The sequence below is a fragment of the Oceanobacillus oncorhynchi genome (genome assembly GCF_000821065.1).
GTDB classification, from domain to species: domain Bacteria; phylum Bacillota; class Bacilli; order Bacillales; family Amphibacillaceae; genus Oceanobacillus; species Oceanobacillus oncorhynchi.
Genome location: NZ_CDGG01000001.1, coordinates 1,575,609 through 1,596,124 on the forward strand (window position 1 = coordinate 1,575,609; position 20,516 = coordinate 1,596,124).

Here is a 20,516-nt window from a genome sequence, read left to right on the forward strand (position 1 = left end):
GTTGTAAGGGGGCAACACAATGTTGGATTATTTAATATCGGGACTATTAAATGTAGTCACTGACCCAATAAACCTAATTATGCTAATTGCTGCAATATTTATTGGATATTTGGGCGGAGCTATTCCGGGGGTTAGTGGAACAATGCTGGTGGTAATAATGGTTCCGGTTACTTATTCATTTGAACCAGATTCGGCTTTTATTTTACTTACTGGGATATATGCAATAACTGCATTTTCAGGTGCTATTAGTGCTATTTTACTTAGAACACCAGGAACTCCAGAAGCGGTAGTAACCACGTTTGACGGCTATCCTATGGCGCAGAAAGGGCAGCCTGGAAGAGCTCTGGGGATAGCAATTTTCTGCTCCGTTGTAGGAGGAGTTATTGGTACACTCTGTTTGATGCTAATTTCCCCAGCGTTGGCGAACGTAGCCCTCTCTTTTTCAGCTCCAGAGTATTTTGCTTTAGCAGTAATGGGATTGACGGTAGTAGCTTCGCTTAGTGGAAAGGCTTTGGCAAAAGGGTTGATAGGAGTATTAATCGGGTTAATGATTAGTACAATAGGTATGGATCCGTTGACAGGAACATTGCGTTATACTTTTGGATCTTCAGCTTTATTATCAGGAATTGATTTGATTCCGGTAATTATTGGACTTTTTGCTTTATCGGAATTCCTTAAAAAAACGACAGAGAGCCATGCTGTGCAAGAGGTAATATCAAATGTTAAAACAAAGTTATTTGAAATAGAAATATTTAAAAAAATAAAAGGTACAATGGCCAGATCTACTATTATTGGTATATTTGTCGGCATTTTACCGGGGATAGGTGCAACTACCGCCTCTATGCTTAGTTACAGTGAAACGGTAAGGTGGTCTAAAGAAAAAGAAAAAGATTCTTATGGTAAAGGTAATCCAAAGGGGATTGCTGCATCGGAAACAGCAAATAATGCTGCAGCAATGGGGACGCTTGTTCCGTTATTATCATTGGGGATTCCGGGCGGCGCAACTGCAGCAGTTTTATTAGGTGCTTTTGTTCTTCATGGAATGCAGCCGGGCCCGACACTATTCAGTACGGAGCCAGAATTGATGTATACCATATTTGCAGCATTGCTGATTGCGAATTTAGTTATGCTGATTGTATCAAAACCATTTATAAAAATATTTCAAAAAATAGTTAATGTTCCTTATTCTATTTTAGGTCCGCTTATTGTTGTGTTTTGTGTTATTGGTACTTACACAGTCCGGAATAGTTATGTTGATATTTTGATTATGGTTGTGTTTGGGATTATTGGTTTTATCCTTGAAAAATACCGTTTTCCTTTGGCGACAATTATTCTGGGTGTCGTGTTAGGTCCGTTAACGGAAAGTCAATTTAGAAGAGCTGTTGAGATGTCTAGCGGAGACTTTTCTATTTTCTTCACAAGACCTATTAGCTTAACTTTATTGATTATTTCAGCATTAATGTTGTTTTTCCCATTAATTAGCGGATTATTTAAAAAGAGAAAAAATCAAGAGCAAGAGGGCTAACCTAATAGATAAAGAAAATTAATGATTTATATTTGCTCTCATTAAAATGAAAGGCAAGAGAAATATCATCATCAAAGAATGTGAAATTATTTATTGAGGAGGAGTTTAAATGAGTAAACCACGAGTTGGGTTATTATATGGAGATGCGGCAGGGGTAGGACCGGAAATTGTTGCGAGAGCAATGATAAAGGAAGAAATTTTAGAACAAGCAACATGGGTTTTAATAGGAGACGAAAGAATCTTTCAAAGAGGTGCTGAGGTAGCGGGTAATGAAATGAAGTATCAAAAGGTAGATACAATAGACGATGTTGATCCTGCGAAGGGCAGCTTATGGCTTATTGATGTAAAATCTACTGATCCTAATGATGTCGAATATGGTACTTTATCTGCTGCTTCAGGAAAAGCTGCAGGAGACAATTTAGTATATGCGCTTAATTTGGCAAAAGAAGGAAAGTTGGACGGTTTAACTTATGGTTCTATGAATAAAAGTGCCCTGTATCAGGGAGGGTATGAATTTAAGGATGATATTCATTTAGTAGCTTCTGTATTTGAATTAGAATCAGGATTTAGTGAAGTGAATGTAATGAATGATGTATGGTTTACGCGTGTGACATCTCACGTGCCTTTAAAAGAAGTTGCAGAAAATATTACTAAAGAAAGTGTACTAGAAAGTATCTATTTTGCTAATGAGATTGTTTCTAAAGCTGGTATTAAACCAAAAATAGCAATTGCTGGGCTGAATCCACATGCAGGAGATAATGGATTATTAGGTGATGAAGAGAATGATATTATCATCCCGGCAATTGAAGAAGCGAAAGAGAATGGTGTGGATGCTCATGGGCCATTCCCGGCAGATACAATGTTCCTTAGGTTAGAAAAAGAATCATTTAACACTCTGCTCGCAATGTATCATGACCAAGCTCAAATAGGAATGAAAACATTAGGATTTAGCAAAGGAATTACGATTAGTGGTGGATTGCCAATTGTAATTACAACCCCTGCTCATGGGACAGCATTTGATATTGCAGGTAAAGGAATTGCCGATTCAAATGCACTAGAAGAGTCATTAAAATTGTGTGTGAAATTAATCAATAACGGCTATAAGTAAAGCTATTACAACTTGTAGAGTTCCCTCCTCTAAAGAGAAAGGAGAGAACTCTGCAAAACAATACATAAATAACCGAGGAGGTTCCTCTCATGAAAAAAGTCATTAACAATCCAGGTGATGTAGTTGAAGAAATGTTAGAAGGGATCATGCGCGCGCATCATGGTAGCTTCCAAAAAGTAGAGGGAGTAAACGGAATCGTTAAAAAAGAATTAAAAGATAAAGTTGCTGTTGTTACTGGTGGCGGAAGCGGTCATGAACCTCTTTTCTTTGGTGTAGTTGGTGATGGGCTGGCTGACGGAGTTGCGATTGGAAATGTTTTTGCTGCTCCTACGCCGAATACGGTTCAAGAGGTAGCGAAAACAGTGGACTCTGGTAAAGGAGTTTTATTTATATACGGGAACTATGCAGGGGATGTTCTTAACTTTGATATGGCAGCAGAGTTACTTGAATTTGAAGATGTGCAGACGACGACTGTTAAAGTGACGGATGATGTGGTTTCTGCACCGTTAGAAAGAAAAGAAGATCGTCGTGGAATTGCGGGAGATATTTTCGTTATTAAAGTGGCAGGAGCAGCTGCTGAGAAAGGTCTTTCTTTAGAAGAAGTGACAGCGGTATCACAAAAAGCGAATGAACATACTTACTCTATTGGGGTAGCATTATCGCCGGGAACCATTCCTGATTCTGGAGAACCTACGTTTACATTAGCTGATGATGAAATAGAGTTAGGCATGGGTATCCACGGAGAACCAGGGATGGAGCGGACAAAACTAATGCCGGCTGATGAACTTACCAATCAATTAATGGAAAAGTTGTTAGATGAAAGTCAATTGACCTCGGATGATGAAGTGAGTGTTTTAATCAATGGACTTGGCTCAACAACGTTAATGGAGCTGTTTATCGTTAACCGCAAAGTAGCGCAAATTCTGGATGAAAAAGGAATTGGCATTCATGATATCGATGTAAATAATTATTGTACAACGCAAGAAATGGGAGGCTTTTCGATTTCTTTACTGGAATTGGATGATGAATTAAAAGCATATTATGATGCTCCGGCAAATGCACCATACTACAAGAAATAATGGAGTTGGAGGGATTTACAATGACGGCAACGGACGTAAAAAAATTGGATGCTGCGCAAACAAAAGCAATGATTCTCTATGCAGGAGAAAAAATAAGAGAAAATAAGCCATTGTTAACAAAAGTGGATAGCGCGATTGGTGATGGCGACCATGGAATTGGTATGTCAGTAGGCTTTGAAAAAGTGGAAGAAAATCTAAAAGATCAAGAATTTACAACGATTAATGATATTTTTAAAAAGACGGGTATGTCCATGGTGCAATCTATGGGAGGAGCTTCTGGCGTTATTTTCGGCACGATGTTTCTTGGCGGTGTAAAAGATCTGGATTCTAAAAGTGAATTAGATGTACCTGTACTTTCGGAAATTTTTAGTGCATCCTTAGATGCGATTAAGCAGCGGGGTAAAGCCAGTTTAGGAGATAAAACAATGATTGACGCTCTGGAGCCGGCTGTTAATGGGTTGAAAGAGAGTGTAACTGACTCTGCAACACTATTAGAAGCTTTGAAAAAAGCAGAAGAAAATGCTGCTGATGGAGTAGAGAAATCTAAGAATTATATTGCGAAATTTGGAAGAGCAAAATCTTTAGGGGAAAGAGCGCTTGGTAATCAAGATGCTGGTGCTACAAGTGTATGGATCATCTTTAAATCCATGAGAGAATGGGTAGAGCAATTAAATAAATAGATACGAGGTTAATATAGAGGCATTTCTAAGGAGTGCCTCTATATTATTGAGGCGATTAAAAACAGCAGCTTATATAAAGTAAGGAGAAGGTGATTTAAAATGACAAGTACTACAAACGTATCAACAGAACAATTATCTATTAATACAATTCGAACATTATCCATTGATGCCATTGAAAAAGCAAATTCAGGACATCCCGGTCTGCCGATGGGGGCAGCACCAATGGCTTACACGCTATGGACGGAATTTATGAGGCATCATCCGAAAAGTTCAAAATGGTTTAACCGTGACCGTTTTGTCCTTTCGGCTGGTCATGGTTCGATGCTTTTGTACAGTTTGCTGCATTTATCAGGCTATGACGTATCATTAAATGATATTAAAAATTTTCGTCAATACGGATCTAAAACCCCAGGGCATCCGGAAGTGCATCATACGGATGGGGTAGAAACCACAACTGGCCCGCTCGGACAAGGAATTGCGACAGCTGTTGGAATGGCGATAGCGGAAACGCACCTGGCTGCTACTTATAATAAGGAAGGTTTTAATGTAGTCGATCATCATACCTTTGCACTTGTGGGTGACGGAGATTTAATGGAAGGAATTTCTCATGAAACTGCCTCCTTAGCCGGTCATCTTGGTTTAGGGAAATTAGTTGTCTTGTATGATTCAAATGATATTTCACTAGATGGTGATTTAGATAGATCTTTTTCAGAGAATGTGCAGGAGCGTTTTCAAAGCTATGGCTGGGAAGTCATTCGGGTGGAAGATGGAAATGATGTCGATGCTTTGAGAAAGGCAATGAAAGCAGCGAAACAAAATACGGAACAGCCGACACTAATTGAAGTGAAAACGGTAATTGGGTATGGGTCGCCCAATAAATCAGGATCTTCTTCTTCGCATGGAGCGCCTCTTGGTGAAGAGGAAGCGAAACTTACGAAACAAAACTATAACTGGGAATATGGTGCTTTTCACGTCCCCGTTGAAGTATATGACGATTTTAAAAATAAAGTTGCAGAAAAAGGTGCCAAGGCAGAAAGTGATTGGAATGAACTGGTAGAAGCTTATGCTGATAAGTATCCAGAAGAGGGGAAACAATTGCAATCAGTGATGAAAGGAGAATTACCGGCTAATTGGGATAAAAATCTCCCGGTCTATGAAGCTGGTTCTTCTCTGGCAACGCGAGCCTCGTCTGGAGAAGTGCTAAATGCCATCGCGAAGAATGTACCTAATTTCATCGGTGGCAGTGCGGATTTGGCGGGATCTAATAAAACAACGATAAAGGATGTATCTGATTTTTCAAAGGCTGATTACGCCGGGAAAAATATTTGGTTTGGAGTGCGTGAATTTGCAATGGCGGCAGCGCTTAATGGGATGGCCCTTCATGGCGGGTTAAACGTATTTGGCGGCACCTTCTTTGTATTCAGTGATTATTTACGTCCGGCAGTAAGATTATCTTCTTTAATGAAATTGCCAGTCACCTATGTTTGGACACATGATTCTATTGCAGTTGGAGAAGACGGGCCCACTCATGAACCGGTGGAGCATCTTGCTTCTTTCCGTGCAATGCCTGGTTTGTCTCTTATCAGACCTGCGGATGGAAATGAAACGCAGGCAGCGTGGAGACTTGCTTTGGAGACAACGAATCAGCCAACAGCTATTGTATTATCGAGGCAGAACCTTCCGACTTTACCAGGAACAAAGGAAAGTGCTTATGAAGGCGTGAAGAAAGGTGCTTATGTGGTGAGTGATTCTTCTCAAGGTGAGCCTGATGCTATTCTTTTGGCAACCGGTTCTGAAGTTCAGCTGGCTGTCGAGGCTCAAAAGGTATTGCGGGAGAAGAATATAGATACTTCTGTCGTAAGTATGCCATCTTGGGATCGTTTTGAAGTACAAACATCCTCTTATAAAGAAAGTGTTTTGCTGCCTAACGTGAAGAAGCGGGTTGCTATTGAAATGGCCTCTCCATTTGGGTGGGACCGTTATCTTGGTAATGATGGAGTAATGATTGGTATAGATACGTTTGGGGCTTCTGGAAATGGAGATAAGTTAATCGAAGAATATGGATTTTGTGTTGAAAATATTGTGGCACAAGTGGAGCATTTATTTGTTTAGGATCCGCATAGATTTAATTTTTTGGTGAACCCAATATTAATTCTGCCAAACTCATAATATCCTCATCTATGAAGAATCGGGAGCAAACCGAATCCGATAGATGGAGGATATTTCATTTCCTTTGTTTCTGCTTAGGGAGCATGGATACATAACTTTTAATAAAAAAACTCATTATTTAAAGTAAAATTATCAATCGCTTTCATTTATTATTTTATTCATTCATTTTATGGTATAATACACCATAGACAACTATGGACTAATTAGGAATAGGAATAGATACTTTTTTTGCGAGGATGACGGATGATGAAAATGTTTGTTACGGAAAGAAGAAACAAGATAATGGAACTCTTGCATGATAAGCAGCGGCTGACCGTGAAAGAATTGTCGGAGCAAATCGGTGTGTCTGAAGCAACCTTGCGTACAGATTTAAACAAAATGGAGAAAAACGGTCTTTTAACTCGTACACATGGCGGTGCAATGTTAAATCAACAGAGTGAAGTGGATTATGACACCAGTTTTTCTGTGCGTGAAAAGCAAAACCGTAAAGAAAAATCATTGATTGCTAAGGAAGCTTTTCAGTTCATTGAAGAAAAGCAATGTATCTTGCTCGATGCCAGTTCGACAGCACTTGAGTTAGCACGTTATCTTAATGAACAAATGATCCGGCTGACAGTGGTAACGAGCGGGATTCAAACAGCGCTGGAGTTAAAGGATAACCCGAATATTACGGTTATTTTAATTGGTGGTGTAGTGACGAAGGGTTCTACGACAATGGAAGGCACATTAGGGGTGGAGTTATTAAACAAGCTTAATATTGATATTCTTTTTACTTCTGCCAATGGGTTTTCGGTAGAAAATGGAATGACCGATTTTAATTTGTATGAGGTTGAATTAAAACAACATATGGTGAAGAAAGCGCAGAAAATTGTGGCTGTTATTGACCATTCTAAAATTGGGGTGACTTCTAGTGCGCCGTTTGCAAGTACAGATCAGATAGATGTACTTATTACCAATGATTCCATTGATTCGGATACAGAGCGAATTCTTGTGAATCATAATATTCAAGTGATTTCTGCGCTGTAAAGGCAGTAATTTTTTGTTTTTATATAACTTTAAGGAAAAGCACTGTACAAGAATTTTCTTACGTACAGTGCTTTTCCTTATGACAATATCGAAAGCGTTAACAAGAACTTTTTGCTGCATCTTTGAAGTTCTGATCAAGAAATTGGCTTTCTCTGTCAGTGATTTGATCTACTTTGCGTTGAGATCCGCCGGACCATGCTACATTCAGGTAGGCTTCCACTACTTTTTTAGCGGACTCTGGTCCGATGACTTGGGCTCCCAGTGCGATGATTTGGGCGTTATTACTTAATTGAGCGCGTTCTGCAGAGTACGTGTCATGCGCTGTTGCTGCGCGGATTCCTGGGTATTTATTAGCTGCAATTGCAACGCCGAGACCAGTTCCGCAAATAAGCACGCCGCGTTCTATTTTCTTCTCGCTGATGGCTTCTGCTACATTGAAGGAAACCCCAGGATAGTCCACAGCATCGCCGGAATGTGCTCCGAAGTCCACCACTTCATGATCGGTTGATTCTTCAATAAATTTCTTTAACGTTTCTTTTAATTCATATCCGTTATGGTCTGCACCAATACCAATTTTCATTCTGCAAACTCCTCTCGTATATTTAATCTACTTTCATTATATACTTCTAATTTTCTTTTATCAACTTTTATTTTCATTTTTAATCAATATGATAATAAATGAAAATAAAATTGCATACTTTATGGAAGCATCTTTTTCGACTGTGTACAATTCTACGGAAAAAGATTCTTTTGATTCAAAGTATACATTTTAGATATACGAGAGGACGTTAAAGGCTTTAATTATTTTTTAAATCAATTATTATTTTATTTCATTTGCTTTTATTTTATTTTTACTTGTTTCACCGTATGAAGAATTTGTTTGTAATTTGCAGGGTCATGTCCGAATCGGCCAATGAATACGCCGTCTACATCGTCATGGGTGATAATCTCATAGACATTGTCTTTGCTCACCGAACCGCCATAAATGATACGGATGGCTTCTGCTGTTTCTGTATGGTATGCTTCTTTAACAATTTCGCGGATTAGTTCATGTGTCTGTTGCACATATGCTGCATCGGCTGCTTCTGCCTTTCCGATTGCCCAGACTGGCTCATAAGCTAAGATAACCCTTCCAATATGTTGTGTGTCGACCTCACCAAAGGAAGTAAGGATTTGTTCCTTCAATACCTGTTTCCGTTCCGATTTATTCTCCAAGTACGCTTCTTCACCAATGCATAGAACAGGAGTCAGCCCTTTTTCCAGCGTAAGCTTAGTTTTTAAATGAATCATTTCCAGTGTTTCGTGGAAAATATGTTGTCTCTCCGCGTGTCCGATTTCCACATGGGTTGCGCCCATGTCGATAATGGATTCGATTGAAATCTCTCCGGTATAAGCGCCATTTTCATAGGGTGAAATATTTTGTGCGCCAAAGGCAATTTCAGACCCTTTTAAGGCTTGTGCTGCTGGGTAGAGGACACCTAAAGATGGGAAGGCGAATTTTTCTACTTCGTTTTCGTTTTTGGCCACTTCTGCTAAGGCTTTTACTAATTCCGTTGCTTTGTCGATTGTGTTAACATATGTTTTATAGCTGATTCCAACGACTGGTTTTCTCATATTATTATCCTCGCTTTCTGCTTTTTGAATGCGTTTCCATTTATGATTGTATTTTTCCCTCTATCGTATAGGTGTTTCATTGTACCTTTTAAAAGAAACTGTACATTCGCCGGAGGGCAGACGAATTCGAGTTTTGGCAATACATCACCCCTTTCAGGTAGAAGTTTACAAGAATGGCTGTTCAACAGCTTGGGTGCATTTTAAATCACCGTGCCAACGTCATGGGGCAAATCAGATAGAAACAGGATTCTCAATCCTTTCTTCTGCTTTTTTTAAATAGCATATAATCATACACATCCTGCATTTCCTCGGGAGTGAGAGCTGCCATATCACGGAGCATCGCTTCGGCATCGGGACTTATCTTTTGAATGTGCTGGACCAATTCATTCTCGTGGTCAGCTACACTAGAAGGAGCTTCTTCTGCTCTGCCTAATAAATAGTCTGCAGTAACCTTCAATGTATCGGCAATAGCGGTTAATTCTTCTCCTTTAATTGGGCGTTCGCCAGATTCGATCCGATTCATGACACTGACGTTCATATTTACTTGTTTAGCCAGCTCTTTTTGTGTCCAATTTCGTTGCGACCGTAATTGAATGATTCGTTGACCGGTATTCATTGCGCACCTCTTTATTTCTATTTTAGAAATTAATTATAACATATGAAAACGGTGAAAAATAACTTCTGGCGAGGTTTGGATAGAAAAGCGAAAGTATAGTATAATTGTTATAGATTCAGTGTTGGAGATACATATTTTGGTTGATGAAGGAGTGGCTTCAATGAAACGGATAGGAATCCTTTTTATAATAGCAGGTGTCATTTGTATTGGTGTTTTTGGCAATCAAATTATAGGACACGAACAATCGCAAAAGCAGTCTTTGATTCAGGCGGAGGAAAGAATCAAACAAGGCGCCAATGAGCAGGGTGAAGCAGGCGGGGAGGATACAGAAAAATCAATAGAAGCGTTCGATGCGGACCAGGACGAAGCATTTGCTACATTAGAGATACCTAAATTGGGAAAAACGTTGCCTATTGTGGAGGGGACAGACCCAGATTCATTGCAAAAAGGAGTCGGACACTTATCCAATTCCGTTTTTCCTGGGCAGGGGGAGCAAATCCTCTTATCCGGGCATCGGGATACGGTTTTTCGTGATTTTGGTGAATTGGAGATAGGGGATACATTTGTGGTGCAGATGCCTTATGGTGAGTATACGTATGAAATAAGAGAAACGGAAATTGTGCCTGAGGATGACACTTCTGTCATCGGTGAGATGGGGGAAGAGGTATTAGTTGTCACTACCTGTTATCCATTCCACTTTGTGGGCAGTGCGCCGGATCGTTTTGTTGCCTATGCTTATCCGGTTTCTGAATAATAGAACAAAAAAGGAGCTTTCAACCTGATAAATCATATCTGGCTGAAAGCTTCTTTTTAATCATTTAGTACGGTTTTTAACGTTTCAATATTTTTTTCCATTAGACTGAAGTAATCTTCGCCGTTTTCTATATCCTCTTCGGTAATAGTCTCCATATTGCTCAGTACAGCACTGTCAGCGCCAATTTCGTCTTGGATAATTTCACTAATTCTGCTGCTGATATTTCGTTCAAAGACAACATTCTTTAAATCATATTCGCGGGCAGTATCCACTATTTCCACCAAAGCAGACTGAGAAGGCTCCTGCGAAGAGGAGAGTCCATGGATGCTGATTTGTTCTAAGCCGTATCGATCTTCCCAATAGCCATATGCTGCATGGGAGACAATCATTTGCGGATGGTCCGCGTTCTCAATCGTTTGTGCTAATTCCTGATCCACCTGTTCCAATTGTCCTTCTAATTCCTCTAAGTTCTCCGTGAAATATGCTTCATGTTCTGGCATTTTTTCGATAAGAAGATCGGTAATATTTTCAGCTAATTGAATGCTGATGACAGGGTCAAGGAAAACATGCGGATCACCCACACCGCTTTCGCCGTCATGATTATCGATCAATAATTCAACGACGCCTGATTCGGCAATTACTTCTCCATCTGCATCTTCAAGCTCCAGTTTTACTTCTAACGTATCGTTGATTTGTGTTTCAAAGGAAGCATCGTCCGCTTCTTCATCCAATTCCCATTCCTCTGAACCCTCTGTGCGGAAATACCAGTTCCATTCCGCGATGTCTTCATCGACATTTGCTTCTGCTTCTATGGAAGCTGTATCGCCGCTGTGGTAATGGTCATTGATGCCGTCAATGATAATGTCGCCGTTGTCCTCTGCTTCTTCCTCGTTGTAATGTTCTTCTTCATTCTCATGAGCGTGCTCCGCTTCTCCGCGAAGAGGGATATCTTCACCGATGGCAGAAACCTCTACATTTTCTCCTTCTAAAATATCCTCCGCTTTGGAAGCAAAAGGCTCCATGCCGACACCGGAATAAATAAATAAATCCTTCTTAGCTAAATCGACCATCTCACGTGAGCTTGGTTCGTATGTGTGTGCATCCGCATTTGGCGGGTAGATGCTTTCTACATCGACATAATCGCCGCCGATTTTGGAAATAAAATCTTCTAATGCGAAAATAGTAGTAGAAATTTCAAGCTGTTCCTGATCTCCATCCTGACTGTCCTCTGCGGATTGACAGCCTGCAAGGAAAAGAAGGAATAAACCGAAAAAGAGAATGACCCGTTTTTTCATTGAATTGAACCTCCATTAATTTATATAGTGCGTTTGAATTTCTTATAAAAAAGAAAAATAAGTAATCCTTATTATTATGGTTTGCTTCGTAAAAAACAAACAATGAACCTGTAATTCTTATTATTCGTAATCGTTACGATTTAAAATTTACAGGTTTTTAGAGGGGTTGTCAAGGAGTTTTTTACAAAAAAATTGTCAGCAGCTCATTTGCTGCTGACAATGGATGTGGTATTTATTAAGGTAAGCCGACAATCGTTTTTGGTTCTAAGAATTCTTCGATGCCGTAATCTCCCCATTCGCGTCCAATACCAGACTGGTCGAAACCGCCAAATGGAGCGGTAAAGTCAGCTTGTTCATTATTGACTACAATTCTGCCGGAGCGAAGGCTTTTTGCTGTTTTGGTCAGCGCCTCCGGATCATTACCGACAACATAGCCTGCTAACCCATAAATTGTACCATTGGCAATTTCAATTGCTTCATCTAAATCGTTATAGGTGATAACGGAAAGTACAGGACCGAAAATCTCTTCCTGGGCAATCGTATCTTCAGGTTTTACATTAGTAAATACAGTCAGTTTAGAATAATATCCGGTTTCCAAGCCTTCTGGTTTACCTGTTCCGCCGGTAACTAGAGTTGCGTTACTGTCGATTCCTTTTTGGATATAGTCTTGAACGGTTTTCCATTGATCCTCCGATACCTGTGGTCCGGTGAAAGTAGACTCGTCTTTTGGATCGCCGACAGGATATTCGGAAATATGGTTTTTAATCGCTTGGATAAAATCATCATGCATGGATTCTGGGACCAATGCTCGCGTTCCTGCTGTACATACTTGACCTGTATTGCCAGCGATATGGGAAATAGCTGTTTTTGCAGCATAATCCACATCTGCATCATCCAATACGACAATTGGCGATTTGCCGCCAAGCTCTAAGGAAACCTTTTTAATATCTTGAGCGGCGTTTTCCATAATTTTCGTACCTACGCCGCCGGATCCTGTAAAGGATACAAAGTCGATATCTGGATGAGAGCTGATGCCGTTACCGATGGTAGAGCCTGTTCCGTTTACCAGATTGAATACACCTTTTGGAACACCGGCAGCTTCGAACACTTCTTTTAATAAGACAGCCGCGAAAGGTGTTTCTGTTGATGGTTTTAATACGACGGTGCTGCCCGCTGCAAACGCACTAGCCAGCTTTGTAGACGCCTGATTTGTCGGGAAATTCCAAGGCGTGATTAAACCAGCGACGCCAATCGCATCCTTTTGGATAAAGGAGTTTTCCCGGTTTTCAGTAAAGTCAAAATCACGTACCAGTTTTGCCGCTGTCCGGAAATGATTTAATCCCATCTGATATTGTACGTTGGTTGTAAATGTTACTGGAGAGCCAAGCTCTGCCATGATAACTTCAATAAATTGATCTTTTCGTTTTTCATATTCATCTGCGATTCGGTCTAATAAATCAGCACGTTCTTCTTTGGTTGTTTGTGAAAACGCCGGGAAAGCATCCCGTGCAGCTTGAACTGCTTTATCAAGATCCTCTTTGGTACCAGAGCTGATTTCACCAATTTTTTCTTCGGTTGCAGGGTTGATTACATCAATTGTTTCGTTTCCAGTGGAATCAACCCACTGACCGTTAATATAATGCTGTATATAGTTATACATTTTCTCCACCCCTTTGCTTGTTTTTCAATAAAGAATATTCAATAATACGTTATCAGCCTTTTTGAATATCCATTACTACTTGTTCCCGCAATAAAAAGTGATTAAACGTAGTAGAGAACATGGATTTAGCCAATAAAAAAACTGTCTCTTCTTAAATAATGAAGAGAGACAGTTTTTGAGAGATTAGCCGCCAATAATATTGAATCCGGCATCTACATGCAATACTTCGCCGGTGATTCCACGTGCCAGTTCGCTAAGAAGGAATAATGTTGCATCTCCAACTTCGTCTTGATCGATGTTGCGGCGCAGCGGAGCTTTTTCTTCCACAACTTGAGATTTTTCGTTGAAATTAGCTACTCCTTTTGCGGAGAGTGTACGGATTGGGCCGGCTGACACAGCGTTCACACGAATGCCATCTTTGCCCACATCTTCAGCTAGGTAGCGGACGCTTGCTTCCAGAGAAGCTTTAGCAACACCCATCACGTTATAGCCAGGAACGACTTGTTCTGCTCCGATGTAAGTTTGTGTCACGATCGAACCGCCTTCAGTCATCAGTTCCTTCGCAGCATTTGTTATGGTTACTAAGGAATAAGCGCTGATTTCTTGAGCAAGCAGAAAGCCATCGCGGGAAGTAGTGACAAATTCACCCTGCAGGTCTTCCCGTTTTGCAAAGGCAACAGAGTGAACCAAGCCGTGAATCACGCCGATTTTTTCTTTTATTTCATGAAAGGCTCCCTGAATACTTTCATCGGATTCAACATCGCAAGAGATGATTGCTTTTGGTTCAATTTCATGCTTCTCTAAAAGTTTTACTAATTTTTTGTAGGATCTTTCCTGTCTATTGGTGAAAATAAGGTTCGCTCCGGCATTATGTAGAGATTTTGTAATACCCCAAGCAATACTTCTTTCGTTAGCGACGCCCATTACAACAATGTTTTTACCTTCTAATAATTTTGTCATACGTATCCTCCATTCAACATTTAACTTAGCATCTATTATAACGGATTAGTACCAGGTGATAAAGTTATAAACTGTTTTTCTTTTCTATAAGAAGTATGTGTGATAAGTAAAAAAGCAGTTCAGTTGGACTGCTTTGCCGATTCAGAACCCAGGTAATCGCAGTCGGGAAAATATACGGTACTTTCCTGCCGGAGAATTCATGTTGTCAAAAAAGATACTCACGCTGGTTTTATATTTATAGAAGAAAAGAGAGGAAATAAGAAATGAGAAGCCTTGGAAATAGTGTCATAACGGGTTTGGTGGAGTGATTTATCGACTTTTGAAAAATAAAATAAAGTTTTTTTCATTTTTCCCTTTACAAACGGTTGGTTCCTCGATATAATAAAATTCGTCAGTTTGCGAGAGAAGCTTTCAAAAAGCCTCTCAGAAACGCACTATGGCCCGTTGGTCAAGCGGTTAAGACACCGCCCTTTCACGGCGGTAACACGGGTTCGAATCCCGTACGGGTCACCAAATGGAGGATTAGCTCAGCTGGGAGAGCACCTGCCTTACAAGCAGGGGGTCGCAGGTTCGAGCCCTGCATCCTCCACCATCACGCCGGCCTAGCTCAACTGGTAGAGCAACTGACTTGTAATCAGTAGGTTGGGGGTTCAAGTCCTCTGGCCGGCACCATTTTTTCATGTATATAATTGATAATATGGTTAACAATAATATGGAGGGGTAGCGAAGTGGCTAAACGCGGCGGACTGTAAATCCGCTCCCTCAGGGTTCGGCAGTTCGAATCTGCCCCCCTCCACCATGTTTTTGTTGGGCCATAGCCAAGCGGTAAGGCATCGGGTTTTGATCCCGTGTACCCCAGGTTCGAATCCTGGTGGCCCAGCCAATTTTATTTTTTAGAAGAAATACATGATAATACTATTACTGATAATAGTATTTTTTTATGGACAGGGCTATATATAATAACCTGTCTTATCATAGGAGCCATTAGCTCAGTCGGTAGAGCAACGAGCGAAACTTCTGCCGAATCAGCTTCGAGTAACCCCGAAGCATTCACTTCGAAGCAAATGCTTGCAGATGCAGGGGTCCACCAAATAAAGAAGCACGAAATAAGGTACCATTCTATTTATAAAACGAGCCATTAGCTCAGTCGGTAGAGCATCTGACTTTTAATCAGAGGGTCGAAGGTTCGAATCCTTCATGGCTCACTACAAGCATGACAAGTATAAAATACAGAAAAACGGGATAATTTTATCTCGTTTTTTTCTTTATCAGCATAAAAATCTCATATTATTTGAACAACAGTTCGACGTTAGTAAAGAGTCTGACATAGTCTGAGCAGTCCAGCGTTTTTGGTATATGTTAGAAGCTGGAAATACCAATGCATTACGGTAATGCTGCAAACATAGTTTTAGTCACGAAATAAGTATCTTCTGAATGAAAAAACGATAGAATTCGTGTTATAATCAAAATAGTTTATTTTAGTACATTGTAATAAAAAAGCATATTTCAGATATGATAAATAAAAAGGATGAGCTAGGCATGACCTCTTCAAGGATATCAGGTTTTTATAATATGACGGTAGAAGAAAGGCGGGCATTATTACGTGAGGCCTTTACTTTAACAGATGCAGAAACGCAAAATTTGTCTAACGCCGATGCGCTTACGGTAGGAAAAGCAGATAATATGATTGAAAACGTCATTGGCACCTATCAATTACCATTCGGATTGGGATTAAACTTTTTAATAAACGGGAAAGAATATGTAGTACCGATGGCTATTGAAGAAGCTTCTGTTGTTGCTTCTGCCAGTCATATTGCGAAGATAGTCAGAGAGGCTGGCGGTTTTCGGACAGAATCAAAAGAAAGACTGATGATTGGGCAGATTCAAGTGGTTGGATGTCCGGATTTTCAAGAAGCAAAGCAGCAAATCCTTCGTCAAAAAGATATATTAATGAAAGCTGCCGATAATGCCTATCCAAGCATTGTCAGCCGCGGAGGCGGTGTGAGAGACTTAGATGTACGGGTTTTGAATGAGAACGATGCATCGTCTTATAGCAAAATGCTGGTCATGCATATCTATGTAGACACCTGTGACGCCATGGGAGCGAATATGATTAATACCATGGTGGAATCGATTGCGCCAATCGTGGAAGAAATAACCAAAGGAAAAGTGCATTTGCGTATTTTATCGAACTATGCCGATCGCAGCCTGGCTACAGCAAAATGTGTAATACCTCCGCATCTGCTAAAAACAGGTTCGTTTGCTGGAGAAGAGGTCAGAGATGGTGTCATCCATGCGTATGAATTTGCTGCCTCTGACCCGTATCGTGCAGTAACGCATAATAAAGGGATTATGAACGGCATTGACCCTGTTGTGATTGCGACAGGAAATGATTGGCGGGCAGTAGAGGCGGGGGCACATGCTTATGCTGCCAGAAATGGTCATTATGGCTCCATGACTACGTGGTCAAAGGATGAAGAAGGTAATCTCGTTGGTGAAATTGAGTTGCCAATGTCGATAGGAACTGTCGGGGGAGCGACTCGCGTGCACCCATTAGCTGATTTTTCTTTATCCGTTATGCAAATTGAATCAGCAGAAGAGCTTGCGCAGGTAATTGTAGCAGTTGGTCTTGCTCAAAATCTTGGAGCGCTCAAAGCGTTGGCGACCGATGGGATTCAAAAAGGGCATATGGCGCTTCATTCACGTTCTGTTGCGATAGCTGGCGGAGCAACTGGGGAGATGATTGATGTGATAGCAAAACAATTAGTAGAACAACAAGAAATCCGTGTGGGAAAAGCTAAAGAATTGGTGGAACAGTATAAACAATGAGTGCAGAAAAAGTAACAGCATCGGAAAAAACAGCTATTGGCGTAGCTCATAGTAAGGTCATTTTAATTGGAGAGCATTCGGTTGTACACGGGCAGCCGGCAATTGCTATTCCATTTCCTTTAATTGGCGTAGAGACGGTAATTGAGTATGTTCCTGGAGCGGTGAAAATGGACAGTACCTTTTATCATGGCCCATTGCGGCATGCCCCGAAAGAGCTGGAAGGGATTGTGGAATGTGTCTCTAGTTCTTGTGAATATCTTGGGATTCCTTATAAGGATTTGTTAATACGGATTAATTCCTCGGTACCGCCAGGAAAGGGTCTTGGTTCAAGTGCATCTGTCGCTATTTCTATTATTCGCTCTTTATTCCATTATTGCGATAAGGAATGCTCGACAGAAGATTTGCTGCAATTAGCGAATGTGGCAGAAACCTATGCGCATGGAGCACCAAGCGGGCTGGACACCTTAACGATCACTTCCGATAAACCAGTGTGGTATAAAAAAGGAAGTCCTGTTGAGCACATTGAATTAGGAGAAGACCTGCATTTTATTGTTGCAGACTCCGGCAGATTTGGGGATACACGTACATCAGTTGAATCGGTAGCAAGTCTGTTAAAAGCAGCTCCGCAGCGTATCCATTCCAAAATAGAACGGATCGGGGCGTTAACGCATCATGCAAAAGATGCATTGGAAAAAGCTAGTAAACAGTTTTTAGGTCAACTGTTAAATGAAGCACAAAAAGAACTGGAAGCACTAGGAGTCAGTGATGCCGGATTAAATAAATTGATTCGCTTTGCCCGGGAAGAAGGGGCTTTGGGTGCGAAATTGACAGGCGGCGGAAATGGCGGCTGTATCATTGCGCTTGCGCAAAATGAAGTTCATTCAAAGCAGCTGGCAGAGAAATTACGCCGTTTTGGTGCAGCAGCAGTCTGGCCGTTTGTTTTGAAGAAATAAAGCGATGCCTCATTCGGCGGGGCTTTTCCCCGGCTGAATGAAGCCGCATGAAAAGAATGATTTGACAGGGATTGTAGAAAAGGAGATTCAAATATATGAAGGCAACAGCAAGAGCGCATACAAATATTGCTTTAATCAAGTATTGGGGGAAGCGGAATGAATCATTGATTCTTCCTGCCAACAGTAACCTTTCCGTGACATTAGATGGTTTTTCTACAGAGACAACCGTTCATTTTCAGGAAGGGTTAAAAAAAGATTCCTTTCATTTGAATGAACAGAATGTAGAAGGAGATGCGCTTGGAAAGGTAGCGATATTTTTAGATAAGGTGCGTGCTCTTTCTGGAAAGGAAATCTATGCACAGGTTCAATCTGTGAATCATGTTCCTACTGCTGCCGGATTTGCTTCTTCAGCATCTGGTCTTGCAGCATTAGCTGCAGCAAGCTCCAAAGCAATCGGACTTTCTCTAAATGATACGGAATTATCGAAGCTGGCTCGTCAAGGCTCTGGTTCTGCTTCCCGTTCGATTTTCGGCGGTTTTGTTGAATGGCAGATGGGGGAACGGGAAGATGGATCCGATTCGTTTGCCGTGCAAATTGCTGACAAGTCACACTGGGATATTCGCATTGCTGCTGTGGTTTTGTCAAAAACAGAGAAAAAGGTCTCAAGCAGGGAGGGGATGCGCCGTACCGTAGAAACCTCTCCTTTTTATGCAGGCTGGCTGGAGCAGACAGCAAAGGATCTGCAAGAAATAAAACAAGCCATTAAAGTGAAGGATTTTGAGAAGATGGGAAGCGTTGCAGAAGCGAACTGCATGCGCATGCATGCTACAACTTTGGGAGCGAATCCTCCGTTTACATACTGGCAGGATACCACGATGCGAGTGATGCAGACGGTACAAACCTTAAGAGAACAAGGGATTCCTGCCTTTTTTACGATTGATGCCGGCCCAAATGTAAAAGTTTTATATTTACCAGAAAACGAAGCTAAGGTGAAAAAACGCCTGCAGGCAACAGAAGGCGTGGAGGATATTATAATCAGCAAACCCGGAAGCGGAATAAGCTATAGATAGGAGGATAATATGGTGGCAAAATCAATCACGGTCAAAGTACCAGGGAAATTAATGATTGCGGGAGAATTTGCCGTATTAGAGCCTTATCAGAATCTGGCAGTGATGGCTGTGAACCGTTTTGTCTATGCGACGGTAGCGGAAGCAGATAGCCACCAGCTGACTCTTTCGGACTTTTCTCTTCATAAGGTTCCATGGTCTTGGCGAGAGACAGACATACATATTGATTCAGACGATCCCAGGCTGTCTTTTGTTAAGAATGCACTCCGGATTACATATCGTTATTTAGAAGAACAAGGACTGCCAGTTCTTCCGATGCATGTTTCTACACGCAGTGAGCTGGATGATGCCTCTGGCGTGAAATATGGATTGGGCTCCAGTGCAGCGATTGTTACTTCTATCGTAGCGGGAGTATTACGTTTTCAGGCTCCGCAATTGGCTGAAAAAGATACCATTTTCCGTCTGGCTGCGATATCGCATGTGATTACGCAAGGAAACGGATCGGGAGCAGATATCGCTGCATCCACTTATGGCGGGCTGCTTCAATTCTCTTCTTTTCAGGCAGATTGGCTTCTCGAAGCATACCAGGAAGCGGGGTCTGTCACAGAAGTCGTAGAGAAGGATTGGAAATATTATAAAACGAAGCCGATTACGCTGCCAGAAAATGTTTACTTTTGTGTAGGCTGGACAGGCAGTGCTGCATCTACGAAAGATTTAGTGAACCAGGTGCGGTTATTGAAAATAAACAATGCGAAAGCTTATACTTCATTTCTGAAAGACAGTGAACATGCCGTATCTCAGTTTTTAACTGGCTCAAAAGACAATGATATCAATCAATTATTTGCTGGGATAACAGCTAACCGAAAAGCGTTGAATCAAGTTGGGAAAGCAGCAGATACAAATATTGAGACACCCGATTTAACCGTCTTATGTAACTTGGCAGAGGATTTGGGTGGCGCAGGAAAGCCTTCTGGCGCTGGAGGCGGAGATTGCGGGATTGCTTTTATGCCTTCGCAGGAAGCTGCGGAACAACTAGCGCATGCGTGGGAAGAAGCAGGAATCAAAGCTTTGACGTTATCTCCTTCTACTGGCGGAGAGACGGTGATGGAAGAGAATCATTCTGTTTAAGAAATATTAGAAAAGATAAAGGAGAGCCGTTTTGCAATTCGATGCATTGTAAA

The 20,516-nt window shown here is 41.1% G+C and carries 17 protein-coding genes and 6 tRNA genes; 17 read left to right on the forward strand and 6 right to left on the reverse strand.

The annotated features are described in order from the left end of the window. Positions 1-19 precede the first annotated feature (19 nt). The 6 genes from BN997_RS07420 to BN997_RS07445 all read left to right on the forward strand — a co-directional run bounded on the left by BN997_RS07420 (position 20) and on the right by BN997_RS07445 (position 7,587). Positions 20-1,525, forward strand: a complete 1,506-nt coding sequence (locus tag BN997_RS07420; RefSeq protein WP_042531015.1) for a tripartite tricarboxylate transporter permease — start codon at positions 20-22, stop codon at positions 1,523-1,525. A 109-nt stretch (positions 1,526-1,634) separates the two neighbouring features. Continuing rightward, positions 1,635-2,633, forward strand: a complete 999-nt coding sequence (locus BN997_RS07425) for a PdxA family dehydrogenase (RefSeq protein ID WP_042531018.1) — start codon at positions 1,635-1,637, stop codon at positions 2,631-2,633. An 89-nt stretch (positions 2,634-2,722) separates the two neighbouring features. Continuing rightward, on the forward strand, positions 2,723-3,712 hold the full coding sequence (locus tag BN997_RS23145; protein ID WP_042531020.1) for a dihydroxyacetone kinase subunit DhaK: 990 nt from the start codon (positions 2,723-2,725) through the stop codon (positions 3,710-3,712). 20 nt (positions 3,713-3,732) lie between these two features. Then, entirely contained in the window at positions 3,733-4,392 is a 660-nt protein-coding gene (gene dhaL / locus BN997_RS23150; RefSeq protein WP_042531021.1) for a dihydroxyacetone kinase subunit DhaL, read from the forward strand. A gap of 99 nt (positions 4,393-4,491) precedes the next feature. Further along, complete coding sequence (tkt, locus tag BN997_RS07440; protein WP_042531023.1) at positions 4,492-6,504, forward strand: transketolase; 2,013 nt, start codon at positions 4,492-4,494, stop codon at positions 6,502-6,504. A 300-nt stretch (positions 6,505-6,804) separates the two neighbouring features. Further along, entirely contained in the window at positions 6,805-7,587 is a 783-nt protein-coding gene (locus BN997_RS07445) for a DeoR/GlpR family DNA-binding transcription regulator (RefSeq protein ID WP_319022584.1), read from the forward strand. A 97-nt stretch (positions 7,588-7,684) separates the two neighbouring features. Here BN997_RS07445 and BN997_RS07450 read toward each other — a convergent pair whose 3' ends face one another. The 3 genes from BN997_RS07450 to BN997_RS07460 form a co-directional block, all read right to left on the reverse strand. Next, complete coding sequence (locus tag BN997_RS07450; protein ID WP_042531027.1) at positions 7,685-8,167, reverse strand: RpiB/LacA/LacB family sugar-phosphate isomerase; 483 nt, start codon at positions 8,165-8,167, stop codon at positions 7,685-7,687. 260 nt (positions 8,168-8,427) lie between these two features. Continuing rightward, on the reverse strand, positions 8,428-9,201 hold the full coding sequence (tpiA, locus tag BN997_RS07455; protein WP_042531029.1) for a triose-phosphate isomerase: 774 nt from the start codon (positions 9,199-9,201) through the stop codon (positions 8,428-8,430). Positions 9,202-9,451: 250 nt separating this feature from the next. Next, positions 9,452-9,817, reverse strand: coding sequence for a helix-turn-helix domain-containing protein (locus BN997_RS07460; RefSeq protein WP_042531031.1), 366 nt, complete (start codon positions 9,815-9,817; stop codon positions 9,452-9,454). Positions 9,818-9,977: 160 nt separating this feature from the next. On the opposite strand from BN997_RS07460, the gene BN997_RS07465 reads away from it, so the two are divergent. Continuing rightward, entirely contained in the window at positions 9,978-10,571 is a 594-nt protein-coding gene (locus BN997_RS07465) for a class D sortase (protein ID WP_042531033.1), read from the forward strand. 56 nt (positions 10,572-10,627) lie between these two features. Here BN997_RS07465 and BN997_RS07470 read toward each other — a convergent pair whose 3' ends face one another. From BN997_RS07470 to fabI, 3 genes are all read right to left on the reverse strand, one after another. Beyond that, complete coding sequence (locus tag BN997_RS07470) at positions 10,628-11,866, reverse strand: metal ABC transporter solute-binding protein, Zn/Mn family (RefSeq protein WP_042531035.1); 1,239 nt, start codon at positions 11,864-11,866, stop codon at positions 10,628-10,630. A gap of 235 nt (positions 11,867-12,101) precedes the next feature. Then, the gene (locus BN997_RS07475; RefSeq protein WP_042531037.1) at positions 12,102-13,526 is read right to left on the reverse strand and encodes an aldehyde dehydrogenase family protein; all 1,425 of its coding nucleotides are present in this window, start codon (positions 13,524-13,526) and stop codon (positions 12,102-12,104) included. A 183-nt stretch (positions 13,527-13,709) separates the two neighbouring features. Then, positions 13,710-14,486: an enoyl-ACP reductase FabI gene (gene fabI / locus BN997_RS07480; protein ID WP_042531039.1), complete on the reverse strand. Its 777-nt coding sequence runs from the start codon at positions 14,484-14,486 to the stop codon at positions 13,710-13,712. A gap of 438 nt (positions 14,487-14,924) precedes the next feature. On the opposite strand from fabI, the gene BN997_RS07485 reads away from it, so the two are divergent. The 10 genes from BN997_RS07485 to BN997_RS07530 all read left to right on the forward strand — a co-directional run bounded on the left by BN997_RS07485 (position 14,925) and on the right by BN997_RS07530 (position 20,463). Then, positions 14,925-14,999: transfer RNA gene (locus BN997_RS07485), tRNA-Glu, on the forward strand. Between the two features lie 3 nt (positions 15,000-15,002). Then, positions 15,003-15,078 (forward strand) — tRNA-Val (locus BN997_RS07490). A 4-nt stretch (positions 15,079-15,082) separates the two neighbouring features. After that, positions 15,083-15,158 (forward strand) — tRNA-Thr (locus tag BN997_RS07495). A gap of 42 nt (positions 15,159-15,200) precedes the next feature. Further along, positions 15,201-15,285 (forward strand) — tRNA-Tyr (locus BN997_RS07500). A gap of 9 nt (positions 15,286-15,294) precedes the next feature. Beyond that, positions 15,295-15,369: transfer RNA gene (locus BN997_RS07505), tRNA-Gln, on the forward strand. Between the two features lie 249 nt (positions 15,370-15,618). Beyond that, positions 15,619-15,691, forward strand: a tRNA-Lys gene (locus BN997_RS07510). 334 nt (positions 15,692-16,025) lie between these two features. Beyond that, complete coding sequence (locus BN997_RS07515; RefSeq protein WP_042531041.1) at positions 16,026-17,315, forward strand: hydroxymethylglutaryl-CoA reductase, degradative; 1,290 nt, start codon at positions 16,026-16,028, stop codon at positions 17,313-17,315. Beyond that, a complete protein-coding gene (mvk, locus tag BN997_RS07520; RefSeq protein ID WP_042531043.1) occupies positions 17,312-18,268 on the forward strand; it encodes a mevalonate kinase in 957 nt (318 codons plus the stop codon). Before BN997_RS07515 ends, mvk begins: the two co-directional genes overlap by 4 nt. A 95-nt stretch (positions 18,269-18,363) precedes the next feature. After that, a complete protein-coding gene (gene mvaD / locus BN997_RS07525) occupies positions 18,364-19,338 on the forward strand; it encodes a diphosphomevalonate decarboxylase (RefSeq protein ID WP_042531045.1) in 975 nt (324 codons plus the stop codon). Between the two features lie 9 nt (positions 19,339-19,347). Next, a complete protein-coding gene (locus BN997_RS07530) occupies positions 19,348-20,463 on the forward strand; it encodes a phosphomevalonate kinase (protein ID WP_042531047.1) in 1,116 nt (371 codons plus the stop codon). Positions 20,464-20,516: the final 53 nt, after the last annotated feature.

Coding starts and splice junctions, on each gene's coding strand:
- BN997_RS07420 (WP_042531015.1), top strand. CDS start 20: ATGTTGGATTATTTAATATCGGGACTATTAAATGTAGTCACTGACCCA.
- BN997_RS07425 (WP_042531018.1), top strand. CDS start 1,635: ATGAGTAAACCACGAGTTGGGTTATTATATGGAGATGCGGCAGGGGTA.
- BN997_RS23145 (WP_042531020.1), top strand. CDS start 2,723: ATGAAAAAAGTCATTAACAATCCAGGTGATGTAGTTGAAGAAATGTTA.
- dhaL (WP_042531021.1), top strand. CDS start 3,733: ATGACGGCAACGGACGTAAAAAAATTGGATGCTGCGCAAACAAAAGCA.
- tkt (WP_042531023.1), top strand. CDS start 4,492: ATGACAAGTACTACAAACGTATCAACAGAACAATTATCTATTAATACA.
- BN997_RS07445 (WP_319022584.1), top strand. CDS start 6,805: ATGATGAAAATGTTTGTTACGGAAAGAAGAAACAAGATAATGGAACTC.
- BN997_RS07450 (WP_042531027.1), bottom strand. CDS start 8,167: ATGAAAATTGGTATTGGTGCAGACCATAACGGATATGAATTAAAAGAA.
- tpiA (WP_042531029.1), bottom strand. CDS start 9,201: ATGAGAAAACCAGTCGTTGGAATCAGCTATAAAACATATGTTAACACA.
- BN997_RS07460 (WP_042531031.1), bottom strand. CDS start 9,817: ATGAATACCGGTCAACGAATCATTCAATTACGGTCGCAACGAAATTGG.
- BN997_RS07465 (WP_042531033.1), top strand. CDS start 9,978: ATGAAACGGATAGGAATCCTTTTTATAATAGCAGGTGTCATTTGTATT.
- BN997_RS07470 (WP_042531035.1), bottom strand. CDS start 11,866: ATGAAAAAACGGGTCATTCTCTTTTTCGGTTTATTCCTTCTTTTCCTT.
- BN997_RS07475 (WP_042531037.1), bottom strand. CDS start 13,526: ATGTATAACTATATACAGCATTATATTAACGGTCAGTGGGTTGATTCC.
- fabI (WP_042531039.1), bottom strand. CDS start 14,486: ATGACAAAATTATTAGAAGGTAAAAACATTGTTGTAATGGGCGTCGCT.
- BN997_RS07515 (WP_042531041.1), top strand. CDS start 16,026: ATGACCTCTTCAAGGATATCAGGTTTTTATAATATGACGGTAGAAGAA.
- mvk (WP_042531043.1), top strand. CDS start 17,312: ATGAGTGCAGAAAAAGTAACAGCATCGGAAAAAACAGCTATTGGCGTA.
- mvaD (WP_042531045.1), top strand. CDS start 18,364: ATGAAGGCAACAGCAAGAGCGCATACAAATATTGCTTTAATCAAGTAT.
- BN997_RS07530 (WP_042531047.1), top strand. CDS start 19,348: ATGGTGGCAAAATCAATCACGGTCAAAGTACCAGGGAAATTAATGATT.